General features: G+C 70.0%; 19 protein-coding genes. 3 read left to right on the top strand and 16 right to left on the bottom strand.

What is annotated here, in order from left to right; translation table 11 throughout:
* Positions 1-200: 200 nt before the first annotated feature.
* Both IE107_RS03345 and IE107_RS03340 read left to right on the top strand, forming a co-directional pair.
* Positions 201-506 carry a hypothetical protein gene (locus tag IE107_RS03345; protein ID WP_189540864.1) on the top strand — a complete coding sequence of 102 codons (306 nt, stop codon included), beginning with the start codon at positions 201-203 and terminating at the stop codon, positions 504-506.
* The gene (locus tag IE107_RS03340; protein ID WP_189540862.1) at positions 500-964 is read left to right on the top strand and encodes a hypothetical protein; all 465 of its coding nucleotides are present in this window, start codon (positions 500-502) and stop codon (positions 962-964) included. The genes IE107_RS03345 and IE107_RS03340 overlap by 7 nt, the downstream gene beginning before the upstream one ends.
* Here the strand turns inward: IE107_RS03340 and IE107_RS03335 are convergent.
* From IE107_RS03335 to IE107_RS03320, 4 genes are read right to left on the bottom strand one after another with little or no spacing between them, the layout of a single operon-like run.
* On the bottom strand, positions 889-1,371 hold the full coding sequence (locus tag IE107_RS03335) for a GNAT family N-acetyltransferase (protein WP_189540860.1): 483 nt from the start codon (positions 1,369-1,371) through the stop codon (positions 889-891). The genes IE107_RS03340 and IE107_RS03335 overlap by 76 nt on opposite strands.
* Positions 1,368-2,309 carry an RluA family pseudouridine synthase gene (locus IE107_RS03330; protein WP_189540858.1) on the bottom strand — a complete coding sequence of 314 codons (942 nt, stop codon included), beginning with the start codon at positions 2,307-2,309 and terminating at the stop codon, positions 1,368-1,370. The genes IE107_RS03335 and IE107_RS03330 overlap by 4 nt, the downstream gene beginning before the upstream one ends.
* A gap of 23 nt (positions 2,310-2,332) precedes the next feature.
* Positions 2,333-2,923: a signal peptidase II gene (gene lspA, locus IE107_RS03325; protein WP_189540856.1), complete on the bottom strand. Its 591-nt coding sequence runs from the start codon at positions 2,921-2,923 to the stop codon at positions 2,333-2,335.
* 58 nt (positions 2,924-2,981) lie between these two features.
* Positions 2,982-3,788 (bottom strand): TraR/DksA family transcriptional regulator, encoded by an 807-nt coding sequence (locus IE107_RS03320; RefSeq protein WP_189540854.1) that lies wholly within the window; start codon positions 3,786-3,788, stop codon positions 2,982-2,984.
* A gap of 567 nt (positions 3,789-4,355) precedes the next feature.
* On the opposite strand from IE107_RS03320, the gene ileS reads away from it, so the two are divergent.
* Positions 4,356-7,505, top strand: coding sequence for an isoleucine--tRNA ligase (gene ileS / locus IE107_RS03315; protein ID WP_189540852.1), 3,150 nt, complete (start codon positions 4,356-4,358; stop codon positions 7,503-7,505).
* A 258-nt stretch (positions 7,506-7,763) separates the two neighbouring features.
* On the opposite strand, the gene IE107_RS03310 is transcribed toward ileS, so the two are convergent.
* From IE107_RS03310 to IE107_RS03255, 12 genes are all read right to left on the bottom strand, one after another.
* Positions 7,764-8,894, bottom strand: coding sequence for a DivIVA domain-containing protein (locus tag IE107_RS03310; RefSeq protein ID WP_189540850.1), 1,131 nt, complete (start codon positions 8,892-8,894; stop codon positions 7,764-7,766).
* Positions 8,895-8,943: 49 nt separating this feature from the next.
* The gene (locus tag IE107_RS03305; protein ID WP_189540848.1) at positions 8,944-9,228 is read right to left on the bottom strand and encodes a YggT family protein; all 285 of its coding nucleotides are present in this window, start codon (positions 9,226-9,228) and stop codon (positions 8,944-8,946) included.
* A gap of 70 nt (positions 9,229-9,298) precedes the next feature.
* Positions 9,299-9,922 carry a cell division protein SepF gene (locus tag IE107_RS03300; protein WP_189540846.1) on the bottom strand — a complete coding sequence of 208 codons (624 nt, stop codon included), beginning with the start codon at positions 9,920-9,922 and terminating at the stop codon, positions 9,299-9,301.
* A gap of 126 nt (positions 9,923-10,048) precedes the next feature.
* On the bottom strand, positions 10,049-10,768 hold the full coding sequence (locus IE107_RS03295) for a YggS family pyridoxal phosphate-dependent enzyme (protein ID WP_189540844.1): 720 nt from the start codon (positions 10,766-10,768) through the stop codon (positions 10,049-10,051).
* A 6-nt stretch (positions 10,769-10,774) separates the two neighbouring features.
* Entirely contained in the window at positions 10,775-11,515 is a 741-nt protein-coding gene (gene pgeF / locus IE107_RS03290; protein ID WP_189540842.1) for a peptidoglycan editing factor PgeF, read from the bottom strand.
* Complete coding sequence (gene ftsZ / locus IE107_RS03285; protein WP_189540840.1) at positions 11,512-12,729, bottom strand: cell division protein FtsZ; 1,218 nt, start codon at positions 12,727-12,729, stop codon at positions 11,512-11,514. The genes pgeF and ftsZ overlap by 4 nt, the downstream gene beginning before the upstream one ends.
* Before the next feature lie 277 nt (positions 12,730-13,006).
* The gene (locus IE107_RS03280) at positions 13,007-13,801 is read right to left on the bottom strand and encodes a cell division protein FtsQ/DivIB (protein WP_189540837.1); all 795 of its coding nucleotides are present in this window, start codon (positions 13,799-13,801) and stop codon (positions 13,007-13,009) included.
* Positions 13,802-13,851: 50 nt separating this feature from the next.
* Positions 13,852-14,946 (bottom strand): undecaprenyldiphospho-muramoylpentapeptide beta-N-acetylglucosaminyltransferase, encoded by a 1,095-nt coding sequence (gene murG, locus IE107_RS03275; protein ID WP_189540835.1) that lies wholly within the window; start codon positions 14,944-14,946, stop codon positions 13,852-13,854.
* A gap of 6 nt (positions 14,947-14,952) precedes the next feature.
* On the bottom strand, positions 14,953-16,413 hold the full coding sequence (gene ftsW / locus IE107_RS03270; RefSeq protein ID WP_189540833.1) for a putative lipid II flippase FtsW: 1,461 nt from the start codon (positions 16,411-16,413) through the stop codon (positions 14,953-14,955).
* A gap of 84 nt (positions 16,414-16,497) precedes the next feature.
* Positions 16,498-17,931, bottom strand: a complete 1,434-nt coding sequence (murD, locus tag IE107_RS03265) for a UDP-N-acetylmuramoyl-L-alanine--D-glutamate ligase (protein WP_189540830.1) — start codon at positions 17,929-17,931, stop codon at positions 16,498-16,500.
* Positions 17,913-18,983: a phospho-N-acetylmuramoyl-pentapeptide-transferase gene (mraY, locus tag IE107_RS03260; RefSeq protein ID WP_189540828.1), complete on the bottom strand. Its 1,071-nt coding sequence runs from the start codon at positions 18,981-18,983 to the stop codon at positions 17,913-17,915. The genes murD and mraY overlap by 19 nt, the downstream gene beginning before the upstream one ends.
* Complete coding sequence (locus IE107_RS03255; RefSeq protein ID WP_189540826.1) at positions 18,980-20,386, bottom strand: UDP-N-acetylmuramoyl-tripeptide--D-alanyl-D-alanine ligase; 1,407 nt, start codon at positions 20,384-20,386, stop codon at positions 18,980-18,982. The genes mraY and IE107_RS03255 overlap by 4 nt, the downstream gene beginning before the upstream one ends.
* Between the last annotated feature and the right edge of the window lie 2 nt (positions 20,387-20,388).

The raw sequence follows: 20,388 nt of genomic DNA, 5'->3' as shown, positions 1-20,388 counted from the left end.
GAGGTGCCTTCCGGAGCGCGGAACGCCGATCCCGGTGATCGGCGGATCGGGGGTAAAAGCCTGCCACGCGGAGTTCGCAATCCAGACAACACCCCCTGATTCCCGCCTCCTCGACCGACAATGACGAAACGCGGCTGGGGCGCTGGCAGGACATCGGGCGGCGCCTCACCCCGTACGCCGAGGACCCGGCGACGGACGTCATGATCTGCAAGGGCGTCCCGCTCGCCGGCTCGCACCGGCACACTCGCATCTGCTACCACTGGGTCTCCTTGCAGCAGCTGTGGCACGGCTACAGCTACGCCGCCTCGTCCATGTACTCGGTGATGGACGAGGCGGAGAAGGCCCTCGACTTCCTGACCTTCTTCACCGATCTGAAGGTGGTCGCGGACTGCCGGATGACGGTCAACACGATGTATCGGGAGGGCAAGAACCTCGCCCTGGAGAGCCCGCTGTCCGCCGCCCAGTCGATGCTCGACATGGTGGTGCAGAGCCACGAGGGGTGGTGAAGGTCTTCCCCTCCGTCTCGGAGCGCTGGGCGGACGCGTCAATCGCGTCGCTGCGCACCCAGGGCGCCTTCCTGGTGGACGCGGACCGCTCGGGCGGTGCGACGCGCTGGGTACGGGTGCACAGCGAGGCGGGCGCACCGCTGGTCCTGGACCACTCGATCAGGGGCCGGAGCGAGGTACGGGACGCGCGCGGGCGCCCGCTGCACTGGCGGGAGACCGGACCGGGGCGGATCACAGTCTCCCTGCCACGCGGCTCCACGGCGGTGGTCACCCCGCACGGTTCGCGCCACCCGCGGACACGGGGCCTGGACCCGCTGGGGCCTGCCGGAGTAGGGCCTGTCCGGCGGATCGGGGTCGGACAGGCCCTGGGGCCGGCCCCGCCTCAGCCCCGCAGAGCGCGGCGCATCGCCCGGTGGGGCATGCCCGCGTCCGGGAACTCGGGGCCGTACGCCTCGTAGCCGAGGCGCTCGTAGAAGCCCAGCGCATGGGTCTGGGCGTGCAGGTCGACGGCGGCCAGGCCGAGCTCACGGGCCGCGTCCTCGATGGCCCGTACCAGCGCCGCGCCGACGCCGAGGCCACGTGCCGCCTTGGTCACCGCGAGCCTGCCGAGCGAGCCGACGGCCGGGTCGCCGCCGGTCCTGGCCGCGGCGGCCGGGCCGTGCAGCAGCCGCCCGGTGCCGAGCGGCACGCCGTCCGCAGCGAAGGCGACGACATGCAGGGCGACCGCGTCGTACTCGTCGTACTCGATCTCCTCGGGCACGTCCTGTTCACCGACGAAGACGTCCTTGCGGACCAGGAAGCAAGCCGCGAGGTCCTGCTCCCCGACGGCGACACGCGTGGTGTACGGGGCGGGCGAGCCGGTCACTGACTCTCCGCCGCGATCTTGTCCAGGGCCCGCTGGAGGTCGTCCGGGTAGCTGCTGGTGAACTCCACCCAGCTGCCGTCGGAGGGGTGCTCGAAGCCGAGCCGGACGGCGTGCAGCCACTGCCGGGTCAGGCCGAGGCGCTTGGCCATCGTCGGGTCGGCACCGTAGGTGAGGTCGCCGACGCAGGGATGGCGGTGGGCGGACATGTGCACCCGGATCTGGTGCGTACGGCCCGTCTCCAGCTTGATGTCCAGGAGGCTGGCGGAACGGTAGGCCTCGACGAGGTCGTAGTGCGTCACGGACGGCTTGCCCTCGGCCGTGACGGCCCACTTGTAGTCGTGGTTGGGGTGGCGCCCGATGGGGGCGTCGATGGTGCCGCTCATCGGGTCCGGGTGGCCCTGCACCAGCGCGTTGTACTTCTTCTCGACGACCCGGTCGCGGAACTGCGCCTTCAGCAGGGTGTAGGCCCGCTCGGACTTGGCGACGACCATCAGGCCGGAGGTGCCGACGTCGAGGCGGTGGACGATGCCCTGGCGCTCGGCGGCACCGGAGGTCGAGATCCGGTACCCGGCGGCCGCGAGCCCCCCGATGACGGTCGTGCCGGTCCAGCCGGGGCTCGGGTGCGCGGCGACCCCGACCGGCTTCACGATCACGACGATGTCGTCGTCGTCGTGCACGATCTCCATGCCCTCGACGGGCTCGGCGACGATCTGCACCGGAGCGGGGGCCTGCGGCATCTCCACTTCCAGCCAGGCACCGCCCTGGACCCGCTCGGACTTCCCGACCACCGAGCCGTCCACCTGCACCTTCCCGGCGGCCGCCAGCTCGGCGGCCTTGGTGCGGGAGAAACCGAACATCCGGGAGATGGCGGCGTCGACACGCTCGCCCTCCAGACCGTCGGGTACGGGCAGGGTGCGGACCTCGGGATACGTACTCACCTGTCGAGTATGCCTTGCGGCCACTAGTCCTTGTGCACGGTGCCGTCGGGGTCCAGGCCCTTGAAGGAGAGGATCACGATCAGGATGCCGCCGCAGACGATCGCGGAGTCGGCGAGGTTGAAAACGGCGAAGTGCGCGGGGGCGATGAAGTCCACCACCGCGCCCTGGAAGGCGCCGGGGGCGCGGAAGATGCGGTCGGTGAGGTTGCCGAGCGCGCCACCGAGCAGCAGGCCGAGCGCGATGGCCCACGGCAGGCTGTAGAGCTTTCGCGCGAGCCGGGCGATCACCACGATGACGGTCGCCGCGATGACCGTGAAGATGATGGTGAACGCCTCACCGATGCCGAATGCGGCACCGGGGTTACGGATCACGCTGAGCTGCAGCCACTCGCCGATGAGCTCGATCGGCTCGTGGTGCTCCAGCTTCGCGACCACGATCATCTTGCTGATCAGGTCGGCGATGTAGGCGAACACGGCCACGGCGAAGAGCACCTTGATCTTCCGCGCGCCCCTGCTCGGGGCGGCCTCGCCGCCCCGGCCCTCGGCCTCGTCCCCTTCGGTCCCCTCAGCATCGGGGATGTCCGGCGTACCGATGATGCGCTCCGCCTCTGCCACGTGAATCCCTCAACCTAGGTTCCTGACTGAGGACGAGGGTACGGCACACCGCCGGGGATCAACCGCGTCGCTCCTGTTTCTGTTTGTCCTCGACGCAGAGCGTGGCGCGCGGGAACGCCTGCATCCGCGCCTTGCCGATCGGATCGCCGCAGATCTCGCAGAGTCCGTACGTCCCGGCGTCGAGCCGGGCCAGGGCCCGCTCGGTCTGGTCCAGCATCTCCCGGGCGTTGGCGGCGAGCGACATCTCGTGCTCGCGGGTGATGTTCTTGGTGCCGGTGTCCGCCTCGTCGTCACCCGCGCCGTCGCCGGAGTCGCGCATCAGCCCGGCGAGCGCGGCGCTCGCGGCCTCCAGCTCACTGCGCAGCCGCATGGTCTCGCTGCTCAGCACGGCCCGCGCCTCGGCGACCTCCTCCGAGGTCCAGGGGTCCTCGCCCGGCCGGACCGCCAGCTCTCCGGGTGCTGTCGTGACGCCCCCACGGGCCGGGGGCACGGGCGGCGCGCCCGTGTCGGCCGTGCGGTTTCGGGCCGCGCTCTTCTTGGCTACCACCGTGTGGGCTCCCGTCTTCTCGGCGGCCTCGGCCGCCTCCTGGGCCGCGTCCGCGGCCTTCTTCGAAGCCTTCTTGGCCGCGCCCTTCTTCGCGGCGGCCTTCCTGGGCGGCGCGGCGTGCCCGGTATCCCCGGGCCCGGCGGCCGCCGCCTTCATGCCGGCCGCCGTCTTCCTGGCCGCGGTCTTCTTCACGGCGGCCTTCGTCGCACCGGTCTCCGGAACGGTATCCATGCCCGCGCCGCCGTCCGGCTCCCAGGCTGCCGCGCCCGTGGATCCGGTCGACGCCGTCTTCTTCGCGGCGGTCTTCTTCGCCACCATGGCCGCGGCCCCTTCACATATTGTGATCTTGCACGCGAATCGTGCTGGGACGATAAATCGACCCCAGCCCCGCGGCAACGGGGCACGCCGCCGAATCGCTCCTCCCCACGTCCGGACAACGACCTGCCTGCCTCCGTTGTGCCCAGCTCACCGCCGGGTAATCCGCCTCCCGACCCCCTGCCCGGACTCCGTACCGCGCCGTCTGCCCATTCGGGTCACGCCCCGCCCCCCGGGTTAAACCGGTCGGCCGTCCCCCGTAAGGGCCCGTACACTGGCCCCAGCGAGAGGCGTGGATGGGACGAGTAGCGTCGTACGCAGCCAGGAGCGACCCGGGGACGGTGGAAGCCCGGGGGTGAGCGCGTCGTGAAGATCACCCGGAGCCGTCGGAAGAAAGCTTTGGACAGTGGGCTCCGCCCACGGGCGCAAGGCGAGTAGAACCGGCATCGCGACCCCAATGAGGGGGCCACGGGCACGCGCCCGGGGCCAAGGAGGGTGGTACCGCGGGAGCCGATGAGGCCCTCGTCCCTCCGACGGAAGTGGAAGACGTCCGCCGGAGGAAGCCCGCCCATGACATCACCGCAGTACCACCAGGTACCCGCCCAGGTCGACCTGCCCGCGCTGGAGCACGCCGTGCTCGATTTCTGGCGTGACAGCAAGGTCTTCGCCAAGAGCCTCGAACAGTCCGAGGGCCGCCCCGAGTGGGTCTTCTACGAGGGCCCGCCCACCGCCAACGGCATGCCGGGCGCCCACCACATCGAGGCCCGCGTCTTCAAGGACGTCTTCCCCCGCTTCCGGACCATGCAGGGCTACCACGTCGCCCGCAAGGCCGGCTGGGACTGCCACGGACTGCCGGTCGAGCTCGCGGTCGAGAAGGAGCTGGGCTTCAACGGCAAGAAGGACATCGAGGCGTACGGCATCGCCGACTTCAACGCCAAGTGCCGTGAGTCCGTGACGCGCCACACGGACGCGTTCGCCGAGCTCACGACCCGCATGGGCTACTGGGTCGACCTCGACGACGCGTACCGCACGATGGACCCCGAGTACGTCGAGTCGGTGTGGTGGTCGCTGAAGGAGATCTTCAACAAGGGCCTGCTGGTCCAGGACCACCGCGTCGCCCCCTGGTGCCCCCGCTGCGGCACCGGCCTCTCCGACCACGAGCTGGCCCAGGGGTACGAGACGGTCGTCGACCCCTCGGTCTTCGTCCGCTTCCCCCTCACATCCGGCCCGCTCGCCGGCGAGGCGTCCCTCCTGGTCTGGACGACAACCCCCTGGACCCTGGTCTCCAACACCGCCGTCGCCGCGCACCCCGACGTCACCTACGTCGTGGCGACGAACGGCGATGAGAAGCTCGTCGTCGCGCAGCCGCTCGTCGAGAAAGCGCTGGGCGAGGGCTGGGAGACCACCGGTGAGACCTTCACCGGCCGCGAGATGGAGCGCTGGACCTACGAGCGCCCCTTCGAGCTGGTCGACTTCCCGGCCGAGGCGCACTACGTCGTCAACGCCGAGTACGTGACGACCGAGGACGGTACGGGTCTGGTCCACCAGTCCCCCGCCTTCGGCGCCGACGACCTCCTGGTCTGCAAGGCGTACGGCCTGCCGGTCGTGAACCCGGTCCGCCCCGACGGCACCTTCGAGGAGGGCCTGCCGCTGGTCGGCGGCGTCTTCTTCAAGAAGGCCGACGAGGCGCTGACCGAGGACCTGGCCACCCGCGGCAAGCTCTTCCGGCACGTCCCGTACGAACACAGCTACCCGCACTGCTGGCGCTGCCACACCGCGCTGCTCTACTACGCGCAGCCGTCCTGGTACATCCGCACGACCGCCATCAAGGACCGGCTGCTCCAGGAGAACGAGGAGACCAACTGGTTCCCGGACTCGGTCAAGAACGGCCGCTTCGGAGACTGGCTGAACAACAACGTCGACTGGGCGCTGTCCCGCAACCGCTACTGGGGCACCCCACTGCCGATCTGGCGCTGCGAGGACGGCCACCTCACCTGTGTCGGCTCCCGCACCGAGCTCGGCGAGCTCACCGGCGCCGACCTCTCGGGCCTCGACCCGCACCGCCCGTTCATCGACGAGATCACGTTCACCTGCTCGCACGAGAACTGCCAGCTGGAGGCGTACCGCGTCCCCGAGGTCATCGACGCCTGGTACGACTCGGGTTCGATGCCGTTCGCGCAGTGGGGCTACCCGTACAAGAACAAGGAACTCTTCGAGAGCCGCTACCCGGCGCAGTTCATCTCGGAGGCCATCGACCAGACCCGCGGCTGGTTCTACACGCTGATGGCGGTCGGCACCCTGGTCTTCGACAAGTCGTCCTACGAGAACGTGGTCTGCCTGGGCCACATCCTCGCCGAGGACGGCCGGAAGATGTCCAAGCACCTGGGCAACACCCTCGAACCGATCCCGCTCATGGACCAGCACGGCGCCGACGCGGTGCGCTGGTTCATGGCGGCCGGCGGCTCCCCGTGGGCGGCGCGCCGCGTCGGTCACGGCACGATCCAGGAGGTCGTCCGCAAGACGCTCCTCACTTACTGGAACACGGTCGCCTTCCAGGCCCTTTACGCCCGTACATCGGGCTGGGCGCCGTCCGCGGCCGACCCGGCCCCGGCGGACCGCACGGTCCTGGACCGCTGGCTGCTGAGCGAGCTGAACGCGCTGGTGGACCAGGCCACGCAGGCCCTGGAGGGATACGACACCCAGCGCGCCGGCAAGCTCCTGTCCGCCTTCGTCGACGACCTGTCCAACTGGTACGTACGCCGCTCGCGCCGCCGCTTCTGGCAGGGCGACAAGGCCGCGCTGCGCACCCTGCACGAGGTCATCGAGACGGTGACCCGGCTGATGGCCCCGCTCACCCCGTTCATCACCGAGCGGGTCTGGCAGGACCTGGTCGTTCCGGTCACGCCGGACGCCCCCGAGTCGGTCCACCTCTCCGGCTGGCCGAAGGCGGACCCGGCGGCGATCGACCCGGCCCTGTCCATGCAGATGGCACTGGTGCGCCGCCTGGTCGAGCTGGGCCGGGCCACCCGCGCCGAGTCCGGCGTCAAGACCCGTCAGCCGCTGTCCCGGACCCTGGTCGCGGCGGCCGGCTTCGATTCGCTCTCCCCCGAACTGCACGCCCAGATCACCGAGGAGCTGAACGTGTCCTCGCTGGCCTCCCTGTCCGAGGTAGGCGGTTCGCTGGTCGACACGACAGCGAAGGCGAACTTCCGGGCGCTCGGCAAGCGGTTCGGCAAGGGCGTCCAGGCGGTGGCCAAGGCGGTCGCGAACGCCGATGCGGCAGCCCTCTCGCTGGCCCTGCGCGACGGCACGGCGTCGATCGAGGTGGACGGCGAGACGATCACCCTCTCCCCGGACGAGGTGATCATCACCGAGACCCCGCGTGAGGGCTGGTCCGTCGCTTCCGACTCCGGCGCCACGGTCGCCCTGGACCTGGAGATCACCCCCGAGCTGCGCCGCGCGGGCCTCGCCCGTGACGCGATCCGCCTCATTCAGGAGGCCCGCAAGAACAGCGGCCTGGACGTGGCGGACCGCATCGCCGTCCGCTGGACGTCGACCTCCCCCGCGACGGTGGAGGCCCTGACCGAACACGCCGCCCTGATCGCGGACGAGGTCCTGGCCCTGGACTACGCCCAGGGCGAGGCGGACCCGGCCTACGGCGAACCGTTCGAGGACGAGTCCCTGTCCCTGGCGTTCCGCCTCCGCAAGACGGAGCAGTAACCCGCGACAAGAAGGAGGGCCCGCCCGGACACTGCGGTCCGGGCGGGCCCTCCTTCTTGTCGCCCCTCGCGCGATTGAGGAGCGGGGTCCGGGCAGAGCCCCGGGTTCGGGACAGCCCGCGCAGCGGCCCCACCCCCAAGCACCCGCCCCCGCACAACGCCCCGCAGCGCGCACAGCAAAAGGGCCGGGCCCCGGGGAAAACCCCGGGGCCCGGCCCTCAGCCTGCCGACGGCTACGCGCTCAGCGCGCGCACCCGGCTCAGTTGTCGTCCTCGTCGATCAGGAACCCACGCATCGGCGAAGGAGCCTGCTGCATCGGCTGCGGCGCCTGCGGCCGCACCGGCGCCATCGGCTGGGTCATCGCCGGCGACATCTGCTGCTGGCCGCCGTACGAGGGCCCACCGCCCATGGACGGGTTGCCGCCCATCGGCTGGTTGCCGTGGTTGCCGCCCATGCTGTGGCCCATGGCACCCGCACCGGCCGGAGCCAGCGAGGGCGACGGCGGCAGCGACGCGGTCGCGGGAGTCCGCGGCGGAGCCAGCGAGTCGTCCGCCTGGGTCTCCAGCTGACGCAGCTGGCTCTCCAGGTAGGACTTCAGGCGGGTCCGGTACTCACGCTCGAAGCCACGCAGATCCTCGACCTTGCGCTCCAGCGTCGCGCGGGCCGACTCCAGCGAGCCCATTGCCACGCGGTGCTTCTCCTGAGCGTCCCGCTCCAGGGCGTCCGCCTTGGCGCGTGCGTCCCGCTCCAGACCCTCGGCACGGCTGCGCGCCTCGCCGACGATCTTGTTGGCCTCGGAACGGGCCTCCGCGATCGCCTGGTCGGCGGTCTGCTGCGCGAGCGAGAGGACACGGGCGGCGCTGTCGCCGCCGGGGCCCTGACCGGGCTGCTGCATCTGCGGCTGCTGCATCTGCTGCATCTGCTGCTGCGGGGCGTGACCGCCCATGGGGCCGCCCATCGGTCCACCCATGGGACCGCCCTGCATCGGACCGGGGCCGTGCGGGCCCTGCGGACCGGGCCCGTGCTGGCCCTGGGGACCAGGACCGTGACCACTGGGACCGGCTGGCAGCTGCGGAGCACCACCGGGCAGCTGGGGCGGACCCATCTGCGGGGGCTGCTGCTGGACCGGCGGACCCGATATGGCGGCGGGCACAGGTGCCCCGGGCCGGTCCTGCGGCTCCGGCTTGCGCATGCCCTGCTGCTGGTTCTGCGCGGCGGCACGCGTGGCGGCGGCCAGCTTCGCGCGCAGGTCCTCGTTCTCACGGAGCAGGCGGGTCAGCTCGGACTCGACCTCGTCGAGGAAGGCATCGACCTCGTCCTCGTCATAGCCTTCTCGGAGGCGGACGGTCGTGAACTGCTTGTTCCGCACGTCCTCAGGAGTCAGCGGCATCTCTTCTTCACCTCTACGTAGTCGTCGGCAGTCGGCAAGACCGTATCGCTCACAGCTTGATCACGATGTTGATCAGGATGTAGACGATGATCATCAGAACGAAGAAGGACAGGTCGAGTGCCACGCCCCCGAGACGCAGCGGCGGGATGAACCGCCGCAGAAGCTTGAGCGGTGGATCGGTGACAGTGTAGGTGGCCTCAAGTATGACCACCATCGGCTTGCCGGGCTGCCATGAACGCGCGAACTGGAAGACGTAGTCCATGACCAGCCGGAAGATCAGCACGATGAGGAAACACATCAGCGCGATATAGACAACCTGCAGTGCGACGCCCATTTCGCGCTTCCCTCTCCCCTGGCTCTCGTAGCTCCGGCCCAGCGGCCGGGTTGTTCCCGGTGTCGTGTTCTCAGCTCTGGTTGAAGAATCCGCCCTCAGCGATGCGGGCCTTGTCCTCCGCCGTGACATCGACGTTAGCAGGCGACAGCAGGAACACCTTCTGCGTCACGCGCTCAATGCTGCCATGGAGACCGAAGACGAGTCCTGCGGCAAAGTCGACAAGTCGCTTTGCGTCCGTATCGTCCATCTCCGTGAGATTCATGATCACCGGAGTGCCCTCGCGGAAGTGTTCCCCGATGGTACGGGCCTCGTTGTAGGTCCTGGGGTGCAGCGTGGTGATGCGGTAGGGCTCCCGCTCGGACACGACCTTGGGCATGATCACCGGTGCGTTCTTCTCCATGTTCGGACGTTCAGGTGTGATGGATGCCACGGGTGCGATCCGGGCGGGTCGTTCTCTTTCCACCGGGATCTGAACCGGCTCCCGCTGCGCGGGAGGCTGCACCGCTCGTACCGGTTCGTCCCGCTCCCGTTCCCGGTCCCGCTCCACCTGATGCGCGGGCTGGTGCCGCCGCCGGTCGCGCTCCGGCTCCGGCTCGGGTTCGAATTCGTCGTCGGGGTCGAACCCCGGACCGTCGTACCCATCGTCCTCCACGAGGCCGAGGTAGACCGCCATCTTGCGCATCGCGCCGGCCATGCTCTGAGTCCTCCGCTCTGTGGTGGATCGGCATCTGTCACCAAGTGCCCCGCGATCCACTGAGGCCCGCCCGCCATAGGCGGGAATGACCATATTTTCTGCTGTGGTCCGACCTGCTTGGCGACGTTACCCGAGCCCGGGTCGGACTCCGAGTACCGCCGTACCGATGCGCACATGTGTCGCTCCGGCCGCGACCGCATCCTCGAGGTCCGCACTCATCCCTGCAGAGACCATGTTCGCAGCTGGATGGTTCCCGCGCAGGCGGGATGAGAATTCCATCAGCCGGTCGAAGGCGGCCCGTTGCCGTCCCGCGTACGGTCCGGCGAGCGGTGCGACGGTCATCAGACCGCCGAGCCGCAGCCCGGGCGCGGATTCGACCGCGGCGGCCAACTCCTCGATCCCGTCCGGCGCGACGCCGCCCCGGTCACCCCGCTCGCCGCTCTCCGCGTCGAGTGCGACCTGGATGAGGCAGCCGAGTTCACGCCCCTCGCGCACGGCGGCCGCCGAGAGTGCCGTGACCAGTCTGGCCCGGTCCACCGACTGCACGACATCGGCATAACCCGCCACAGAACGAACCTTGTTCGTCTGCAATTGACCGACAAAGTGCCATGTGAGCGACAGATCCGAACATTCGGCTGCTTTGGGGGCCGCGTCCTGGTCACGATTCTCCGCGACATGACGTACACCCAGTTCGTGCAGAATCCGCACATCGCTCGCGGGGTAGGTCTTGGTGACCACGATGAGGGTCACCTCCTCCCGCGCGCGACCGGCGGCGGCACAGGCGGAAGCAATGCGTTCCTCCACCCGTGCCAGATTTTCGGCGAGTTGAGCCTTACGGTCCGTCATGCCCTATCAGTCCAACCAGACATATCCGGCGAGCCGCCCGGTGGTGCGGTCGCGGCGGTACGAGAAGTGATCACTCGATTCGAGCGTGCAGACCGGCGAGGCCTGCCGGTCCTCGACCCCGAGCGCTTCGAGCTGGGCATGGACCCCGGCGGTGACGTCCACGGCCGGAGTTCCCCAGCTGGTTTCGGACCAGGCGGCCGGGACGCTCCGGGCGGCTTCGGCGCGCATGTCGGCCGGGACCTCGTAGCAGCGTCCGCAGACCGCCGGTCCGGTGCGGGCGACGATCCGGGAGGGGTCGGCACCGAGCCCGGCCATGGCCTCGACCACCGCGGGGACGACCCCGGCGACCAGGCCCGGGCGGCCCGCGTGCGCCGCGGCCACGATCCCGGCGACCGGGTCGGCCAGGAGTACGGGGGTGCAGTCGGCGGTGAGCACGGCGAGCGGGAGACCGCGCCGCGCGGTCACCACCGCGTCCACCGCGGGGATCTCCGAAGCGTCCGGCCACGGGCCCTCGACGACCGCGACGTCCCGTCCGTGCACCTGGTTCATCCAGACGACCCGCGCGGGGTCCAGACCGAGGGCCCGGGCGGCACGTTCGCGATTGGCCAGAACGGCGGCGGGGTCGTCTCCGACCGCGCCGCCGAGGTTGAGCTCCTCGTACGGAGCGGCGCTCACTCCACCCCACCTGTCGGTGAAGGAGAAGTGGGCGCCGCCTGCCGAGGACCGTGCGTGGTGCTGAGCTATCACTTCAAGAAGTCCGGAACATCCAGCTCTTCGGCCTGCGAGTCCTGGTACGCAGGACGGGCCGGCGGAACGTGCGGCGCGGCGACCGGCGGCAGGTGGGTCTCGCTCGCCACCGGTACGGAATCCGCCTGGGCCGGCGGCTCCTCGCGGATGGGCACGGAGCCCAGTCCACCGCTCTGACGCACGGGCTCGGGCGTCCGGACCGGCGCGGCGGGCTCCTCGCGCTTGGCGGAGTTCGCGCCCAGGACGTTCTCGCGCCGGGCCGGCGGCTGCCCGCCGTCGAAGCCTGCGGCGATCACGGTGACGCGTACCTCGTCGCCCAGCGCATCGTCGATGACCGCACCGAAGATGATGTTCGCCTCGGGGTGCGCCGCCTCGCTCACCAGCTGGGCGGCCTCGTTGATCTCGAAGAGACCGAGGTCGCTGCCGCCGGAGATGGAGAGCAGGACACCGCGGGCGCCGTCGATGGACGCCTCCAGGAGCGGCGAGGAGATCGCCATCTCCGCGGCGGCCACCGCGCGGTCGTCGCCGCGGGCCGAACCGATGCCCATGAGTGCCGATCCGGCCTCGGACATGACCGACTTGACGTCGGCGAAGTCGAGGTTGATCAGACCCGGGGTCGTGATGAGGTCGGTGATGCCCTGGACACCCGAGAGCAGGACCTGGTCGGCCGACTTGAAGGCGTCGAGCACGCTGACCTGGCGGTCCGAGATGGACAGCAGCCGGTCGTTGGGAATGACGATGAGGGTGTCGACCTCTTCGCGGAGTTCGGCGATGCCGTCCTCCGCCTGGTTCGCACGTCGCCGGCCCTCGAAGGTGAACGGGCGGGTGACCACGCCGATCGTCAGGGCGCCGAGCGAGCGCGCGATGTTGGCGACGACGGGTGCGCCGCCGGTGCCGGTGCCGCCGCCCTCTCCGGCGGTGACGAAGACCATGTCGGCCCCCTTGAGGACCTCCTCGATCTCCTCACGGTGGTCCTCTGCCGCCTTGCGACCGACTGCCGGGTTGGCGCCGGCGCCAAGGCCGCGGGTGAGTTCGCGGCCGACGTCGAGCTTGACGTCGGCGTCGCTCATCAACAGGGCTTGCGCATCAGTGTTGATCGCGATGAACTCGACGCCCTTGAGACCGACCTCGATCATTCGGTTGATGGCATTGACACCACCGCCGCCGACACCGATGACCTTGATGACTGCGAGGTAGTTCTGCGGTGCTGCCACGTCGAAGGCCTCTCGCCTCGAGTTACGTGTCGTCGCTTAGCGGTAGTCCCGCCGCGACGACGGATGCCGATTGGGACGGTCCGAAATGCCGACCCAAACCCTAACGTTGAAGTTTAGGGTTACCAGTGTGTCTGCTTCATGGACTCTTCCGAACAGGACACTAAGTCGACAAGTGGCGCACGTTCAACGAACACGCCGAACCTCCCGTTTTTCTTTTCACCCTATGTGATCACCCGTAGCGCTGACCAACCAGGGTGCTGGCCAGGCCAAATACGCGTCAACTGCCCGATGCGGCAGGGGCGGTGGGTGCACTCACGTCGAAGTGTCCCGCTTTGGGCGCGGCTTTCATGAGAGCGGTGAGCACCTTCGCCTTCACCGGACCTCCTTCACCACTGCCCCAGATCACCGTGCGCCCCCGGGTGAGCTCCAGGGAGATCGAGTCGTACGAGGTGACCCGTACGACCTCGGTGTCCTTGGCGACCGCGCCCGGGAGATCGCCCGCGACCCGGACCGCTTCCCGCACCAACCGGTCACTGTCGAAGCGGCGCAGACTGGCGGACTGATCGGGTTTCAGTTCCAGCAGAGGTACGCGTCCGGGCGATTTGTCCACCGTTGCGAAATGCACGCCTTTTGCGTCCACTTCAATGAACTTTGCACCCTTTTTCACCAACAGGACCGGCTGTCGTTCCGTCACTTTAAGTCCGATTCCGTGCGGCCATGACCGTACGACATCCACGGAATCGATACGAGGCAACTTCTGGCGCAATCGGTCGGCGATGGCATCGGTGTCGACGGAGATCAGCGGGGCCCCGATCGGGACCGCCGCGGCGGCCTCCACCTCGGCCGGTGTCAGTACGTCGACACCGGTGGTCCTGACCTGTTCGGCCCGGAGCCAGGAGGAGCCGTAGAGCGCCCAGGCGACGCCCGAGGCGAGCAGCAGCACCAGCACGCCGATCACGATCAGCGTGCTGCGGCTGGGCAGTCGGCGCCCTTCGGGGCCCGGGCGCGGCGGGCGGGCCGGGGAGTCCTTCTGCTGCCCTGTTCCGCGCTCGGCGGTCGTCGGTCCGGCCACGCTCGCTCCTTATGCCGGGTCCGGGGGCGGTGCCCCCGGACCCGTCCGCCTCACGCGCCTCGGCGTGCGGCAATCGCCTCGTACACCATGCCGACGAGCAGGTCGTCGGCGTCCCGGCGGCCGAACTCGGCGGCGGCGCGGGACATCTCGTACAGCCGGTGCGGATCCGCGAGCACCGGGAGGACGTTGCCCTGCACCCACTCGGGGGTGAGCGCCGCGTCGTCCACCAGCAGACCGCCGCCGGCGTTGACCACCGGCTGGGCGTTGAGCCGCTGTTCGCCGTTGCCGATGGGCAACGGGACGTATGCGGCGGGGAGCCCGACGGCGGAGAGTTCGGCGACGGTCATCGCACCGGCACGGCAGAGCATCATGTCGGCCGCGGCGTACGCGAGATCCATCCGGTCCACGTACGGTACCGGGATGTAGGGCGGCATCCCGGGCATGTTGTCGACGCGCGGCAATTCATTCTTCGGTCCGACCACGTGCAGGATCTGGATGCCCGAGCGCTGCAGCAGCGGGGCGACCCGCTGGATCACCTCGTTGAGGTGGCGGGCGCCCTGCGAGCCGCCGGAGACCAGCAGCGTCGGCAGGTTGGGGTCCAGGCCGAAGGCGGCACGCGCCTCGGGGCGGACCCGGGCCCGGTCCAGGGTGGCGATGGTGCGGCGCAGCGGGATGCCGATGTAGCGGGCGCCGCGCAGCTTGCTGTCGGGGGTGGAGACGGCGACGCCGTGGGCGTACCGCGAACCGATCTTGTTGGCCAGGCCGGGGCGGGCATTGGCCTCGTGGACGACGATCGGCACACCGGCCCGCTTGGCGGCGAGGTAGCCGGGCAGGGCGACGTAGCCGCCGAAGCCGACCACGCAGTCCGCCTTGGTGCGCTCCAGGACCTGCTCGGCGGCCTTGATGGTGCCGCGCAGCCGTCCCGGGACGGTGATCAGTTCCGGGGTGGGCTTGCGCGGCAGCGGCACGGCCGGGATCAGGGCGAGTTCGTACCCCCGCTCGGGTACGAGCCTGGTCTCGAGTCCGCGCTCCGTGCCGAGGGCAGTGATTCCCACGGTCGGGTCCTGCCTGCGCAGGGCGTCCGCGAGGGCAAGCGCGGGCTCGATGTGGCCGGCGGTCCCCCCACCGGCGAGTACGACATGCACCGAAATTCACCGCTCTCCGGACGGACGCTTCTTGACGCGCCGTCTCATCGTCTTCCATCTCACCCCGGGCCTCCGCACGGCCAGGGCCGCCTTCGCCGCGGGATCCTCTCGCGCGAACGCGATCAGCAGCCCGACGGCGAACATGGTCGGCAGCAGGGCCGATCCTCCGTAGGAGAACAGCGGGAGCGGGACACCGGCGATCGGCAGCAGGCCGAGCACCGCACCGATGTTGATCACGGCCTGCACCGTGATCCAGGTGGTCACACCTCCCGCGGCGTACCTCACGAAGGGGTCCTCCGTGCGTCCGGCCACGCGGATACCCGCATAGCCTAGAGCCGCGAAGAGGGCGAGTACCGACAGCGTCCCCGCCAACCCCAGTTCCTCCCCCGTGATGGCGAAAATGAAGTCGGTGTGCGGTTCAGGCAGTTGGCCCCATTTTTCCACACTCGCACCGAGCCCGGAACCGAACCATCCGCCGGACGCCAGAGCATAGATTCCGTGCACCGCCTGCCAGCAGGAGTCCCCCGGTCCGGGCTCGCTGGCGCCGATGCAGGCGAGCCTGGACATCCGGTTCGGGCTGGTCTTGATCAGTACGAAGGCGATCAGCGCGGCGAAGCCGAGCACCCCGCCGAAGAGCCTGGTGGGTGCCCCGGCCAGCCAGAGCAGTCCGAACAGGATCGCGGTGAGAATGATCGCAGTTCCCATGTCGCCGCCGAGCATGATCAGCCCGAGGAGCATGAAGGCCACCGGGACGAGCGGGACGAGCAGGTGTTTCCACTGCGTCAGCAGCCGCTTGTCCTGTTTGCGGGCGAGCAGGTCCGCGCCCCACAACACCAGGGCGAGCTTGCCGAATTCACTGGGCTGGAGCTGGAAGGGGCCGCCCAGGTAGAGCCAGTTCTGGTTGCCGTTGACCGACATCCCTATCCCCGGCACCTGGACCAGCACCATCAGGAAGACGGTCCCCATGAGCAGCGGGTAGGCGAGGGCCCGGTGCAGCTTGGCGGGCATCCGGGCGGCGAGCGCCATCAGTCCGGCGCCGATGACGGCGGCGAGGAACTGCTTGCGGAAGAAGTAGGTGCTCGGTTTGTCCAGCTCCAGGGCCTTGATCATCGAGGCGGAGTAGACCATCACCAGGCCGAGCACGGTGATCAGCAGGCCGGCGCCCAGGATCAGGTAGTACGCGGTCAGAGGGCGGTCCCAGGCCCGGCGTACCCGCTCATGGATCCGCCGCACGCCGCCGCGGGGCGAGCGGGGAACGCGGGGGCCGCCGGTGGAGCGCCCCTTGGAGCGCGGCACCGGGGGGCGCCGGGAGCCGGTGGCCGACCGGACCCGCAGGGCGGGGCCGAGCGCCGCCGGGGCGCCCGCTCCCGCTCCCGCGAGCAGTGGCGGGGTGAGTGCCCGGCTGATCGCCTCGGTGGCCCGTGAGCGGCCCCCACGGGGCCCGGCGGAGCTCTCTTCGGCCGGCATTGTCGCTGTCCCCTCCACTGCTCGTGCCCACGGCCGCCGCCGAGGGCCGGCGGCCGTGACGGGGCGGCGCGGGGGCCGGGCCCGTCAGGCGCTCTCGGCGGCGAGCGCGCGGACCGCGTCCGCGAACGCCTCGCCCCGCTTGTTGTAATTGACGAACATGTCCATCGAGGCACAGGCCGGGGCCATCAGTACGGTGTCTCCCGGCCGGGCGAGCCGTGCCGCCTCGCGGACCGCCTCGGACATCGCCCCAGTGTCGGTCCGGCCGAGGTCGACCACCGGGACCTCGGGGGCGTGTCGCGCGAGGGCTTCGCGGATCAGCTCCCGGTCCCGGCCGATCAGTACGACCCCGCGCAGCCGTCCCGCGGCCCCGGTCACCAGCTCGTCGAAGGCGGCGCCCTTGGCGAGGCCGCCGGCGATCCAGACGATCGGGTCGTAGGCCGCCAGGGAGGCCTCGGCGGCGTGGGTGTTGGTGGCCTTGGAGTCGTCGACGTACGCGACCTGGGCGACATCCGCGACGTGCTGGATGCGGTGCGGGTCGGGGCGGAAGGCCCGCAGTCCGTCGCGTACGGCCGCGGGCTCGACGCCGAAGGCGCGGGCCAGGGCCGCCGCCGCGAGGGCGTTGGCGATGTTGTGCGGGGCGGGCGGGTCGATGTCCTTGACCTCGGCGAGCTCCTGGGCCTGCTTCTGCCGGTTCGCCACGAAGGCGCGGTCGACGAGAATGCCGTCGACGACGCCCAGCTGGGACGGGCCCGGGGTGTTCAGGGTGAAGCCGATGGCCCGGCAGCCCTCCTCGACATCGGCCTCGCGGACCAGGTCCTCGGTCGCCGGGTCGGCCGCGTTGTAGACGCAGGCGACCCGGTTGCCCTCGTAGATCCGGCCCTTGTCCGCGACGTACGCCGCCATGGAGCCGTGCCAGTCGAGGTGGTCCGGGGCCAGGTTGAGGACGGCGGCGGAGTGGGCGCGCAGCGAGGGCGCCCAGTGCAGCTGGTAGCTGGACAGCTCGACGGCGAGTACGTCGTACTCCTCGTCGCCGAGGACGGCGTCCAGGAGGGAGACGCCGATGTTGCCGACGGCCGCGGTGCGCAGCCCGGCCGCCTCGAGGATCGAGGCGAGCATCCGTACGGTCGTGGTCTTGCCGTTGGTGCCGGTGACCGCGAGCCAGGGGGCGGCGCCGGGGCCCCGCAGCCGCCAGGCGAGTTCGACGTCGCCCCAGACGGGGACGTTCGCCTCGGCGGCTGCGGTGAAGAGCGGCTTGTCGGGCTTCCAGCCCGGGGTGGTGACGATGAGCTCGGTGGACTCGGGCAGGGTCGCCCCGTCGCCGAGGCGCACGGTGATCCCCTGCGCCTCCAGCTCCGCGGCCTGCGTACGGGAACGCTCGTCGTCCCCGTCGTTGACCACCGTGACGACGGCCCCGAGGCCGCGCAGCACCTTGGCCGCCGGGATTCCCGAGACCCCGAGTCCCGCGACGGTGACGTGCTTGCCCTGCCAGTCCTGGTTGCTCACTTGTCGGCTGCCCATCCCGCGTAGAAGAGTCCGAGTCCGACGATCACGCACATGCCCTGGATGATCCAGAAGCGGACCACCACAAGGACTTCGGACCACCCCTTGAGTTCGAAGTGGTGCTGGAGCGGTGCCATGCGGAAGACCCGCTTGCCGGTCATCTTGAAGGAACCGACCTGGATGACCACGGACATGGTGATCATCACGAAGAGACCGCCGAGGACGGCCATCAGGAACTCGGTGCGGGAGCAGATCGCCAGACCGGCGAGGGCGCCGCCGAGCGCCAGCGAACCGGTGTCGCCCATGAAGATCTTGGCGGGCGAGGTGTTCCACCACAGGAAGCCGAAGCAGGCGCCCATCAGCGCGGAGGCGACGACCGCGAGGTCGAGCGGGTCACGTACCTGGAAACAGGCGTTGGGGTTGGTCAGGGTGTCCGCGTTGACGCAGGACTCCTGGAACTGCCACAGCCCGATGAAGGTGTACGCGCCGAAGACCATCACCGACGCGCCGGTGGCCAGACCGTCCAGACCGTCCGTCAGGTTCACGCCGTTGGACATGGCCAGGATCATGAACAGCGCCCAGACGACGAACAGCACCGGGCCGATCGACCAGCCGAAGTCCGCGACGAACGACAGCTTGGTGGAGGCCGGGGTGTTGCCCTGCTTGTCCGCGAACTGGAGCGAGAGCACCGCGAAGGCGATACCCACGATCAGCTGGCCGGCCATCTTCGCCTTGGCCCGCAGACCCAGCGAACGCTGCTTGACGATCTTGATGTAGTCGTCGAGGAAGCCGACGAGGCCCATCCCGGCCATCAGGAAGAGCACCAGTACACCGGAGAACGTCATCGACTCGCCGGTGATCACCTTCGCGAGAAGGTACGCGATGATCGTCGCCAGGATGAAGGCGATACCACCCATGGTGGGTGTGCCCTTCTTGGACCCGTGGGTGCGCGGGCCGTCGTCCCGGATGAACTGCCCGTATCCCTTGCGGGCCAGCAGTTTGATCAGCAGCGGAGTTCCGACCAAGGTCAGGAAGAGCCCGATGGCCCCCGCGAACAGGATCTGCCTCATCGGCCGGCGACCTCGCCCTCGGACGCGTTCCCCAGCAGTGCCATGGCGACCTGCTCCAGGCCGACCGACCGGGACGCCTTCACCAGCACGACGTCTCCCGGGCGCAGTTCACTGCGCAGCAGGTCGACCGCGGCCTGTGCGTCGGACACGTGCACCGACTCCTCACCCCACGAACCCTCGTTGTATGCGCCCAGTTGCAGCCAGGAGGCCTCTCTGCCCCCGACCGCGACGAGCTTGCTGACGTTGAGCCGGACGGCGAGCCGTCCGACCGCGTCGTGCTCGGCGAGCGAGGCGTCGCCGAGCTCGGCCATCTGGCCGAGCACCGCCCACGTACGCCGGCCCTTCCCCATGGCGGCCAGCGCGCGCAGCGCGGCTTTCATGGATTCGGGGTTCGCGTTGTAGGCGTCATTGACGAACGTCACGCCGTCCGGACGCTCGGTGACCTCCATGCGCCAGCGGGAGAGGGTGCCCGCCTCGGAGAGCCCTTCGGCGATCTCGTCTGCGGACAGGCCCAACTCATGGGCGACGGCGGCCGCGGCGAGCGCGTTCGACACGTGGTGCTCACCGTACAGGCGCATGGTCACGTCGCTGCACCCGGTGGGTGTGTGAAGCCGGAACGCGGGGCGTCCGTCGTCGGTGAGACGGACCTTCTCGCCCCGTACGTCCGCTTCCGCGGCTTCACCGAAGAGCAGCACCCGGGCCTTGGTGCGGGAGGACATGGCGCGTACGAGCGGGTCGTCGGCGTTGAGTACGGCGACGCCGTCCTCGGGCAGCGACTCGACCATCTCGCCCTTGGCCTGTGCGATCTGCTCCCGGCCGCCGAACTCGCCGATGTGGGCGGTGCCGACGTTGAGGACGAGGCCGACGCGGGGCGGGACGAGGCCGGTGAGGTAGCGGATGTCGCCGATGTAGCGTGCACCCATTTCGAGGACGAGGTGGCGGGTGTCCTCGGCGGCGCGCAGCGCGGTGAGCGGCAGGCCGATCTCGTTGTTGAGGTTGCCCGCTGGGTAGACGGTGGGCCCCTTGCGTTCGAGGAGTTGGGCGATGAGGTCCTTGGTGGAGGTCTTGCCCGCGGAGCCGGTGAGCGCGACGACGGTGGTGCCGAGGCGGCCCACGACGGCACGGGCGAGCGCACCGAGTGCGGCCACGACGTCGTCGACGACGATCGCCGGAACGTCGACGGGGCGGGCGGCCAGCACCGCTGCCGCGCCCGCCTCGACGGCGCGCTGCGCATAGTCGTGGCCGTCGACCCGCTCACCGGCGAAGGCGGCGAACAGACTGCCTTGTTCCACCTCTCGGGAGTCGATGACGACGGGCCCGCTGACGATTGCTGCCGGATCGGGTATGTCGTGCGACTGCCCGCCGACGATTTCGGCGATCTCGGCGAGGGAAAGGGCGATCACTT

The sequence above is a fragment of the Streptomyces gelaticus genome (assembly GCF_014649535.1).
Taxonomy (GTDB): domain Bacteria; phylum Actinomycetota; class Actinomycetes; order Streptomycetales; family Streptomycetaceae; genus Streptomyces; species Streptomyces gelaticus.
The sequence above is the reverse complement of the archived record's forward strand: the minus strand, read 5'-3'. Positions and strand labels throughout refer to the sequence as shown.

Bases quoted from the DNA above. Each gene is read 5' to 3' on its own strand.
- IE107_RS03300 (WP_189540846.1), bottom strand. From the start codon at position 9,922: ATGGCCGGCGCGATGCGCAAGATGGCGGTCTACCTCGGCCTCGTGGAG.
- ileS (WP_189540852.1), top strand. From the start codon at position 4,356: ATGACATCACCGCAGTACCACCAGGTACCCGCCCAGGTCGACCTGCCC.
- IE107_RS03295 (WP_189540844.1), bottom strand. From the start codon at position 10,768: ATGACGGACCGTAAGGCTCAACTCGCCGAAAATCTGGCACGGGTGGAG.
- mraY (WP_189540828.1), bottom strand. From the start codon at position 18,983: ATGAGGCAGATCCTGTTCGCGGGGGCCATCGGGCTCTTCCTGACCTTG.
- IE107_RS03320 (WP_189540854.1), bottom strand. From the start codon at position 3,788: ATGGTGGCGAAGAAGACCGCCGCGAAGAAGACGGCGTCGACCGGATCC.
- IE107_RS03345 (WP_189540864.1), top strand. From the start codon at position 201: ATGATCTGCAAGGGCGTCCCGCTCGCCGGCTCGCACCGGCACACTCGC.
- IE107_RS03310 (WP_189540850.1), bottom strand. From the start codon at position 8,894: ATGCCGCTGACTCCTGAGGACGTGCGGAACAAGCAGTTCACGACCGTC.
- ftsW (WP_189540833.1), bottom strand. From the start codon at position 16,413: ATGCCGGCCGAAGAGAGCTCCGCCGGGCCCCGTGGGGGCCGCTCACGG.
- murD (WP_189540830.1), bottom strand. From the start codon at position 17,931: ATGGGCAGCCGACAAGTGAGCAACCAGGACTGGCAGGGCAAGCACGTC.
- IE107_RS03305 (WP_189540848.1), bottom strand. From the start codon at position 9,228: ATGGGCGTCGCACTGCAGGTTGTCTATATCGCGCTGATGTGTTTCCTC.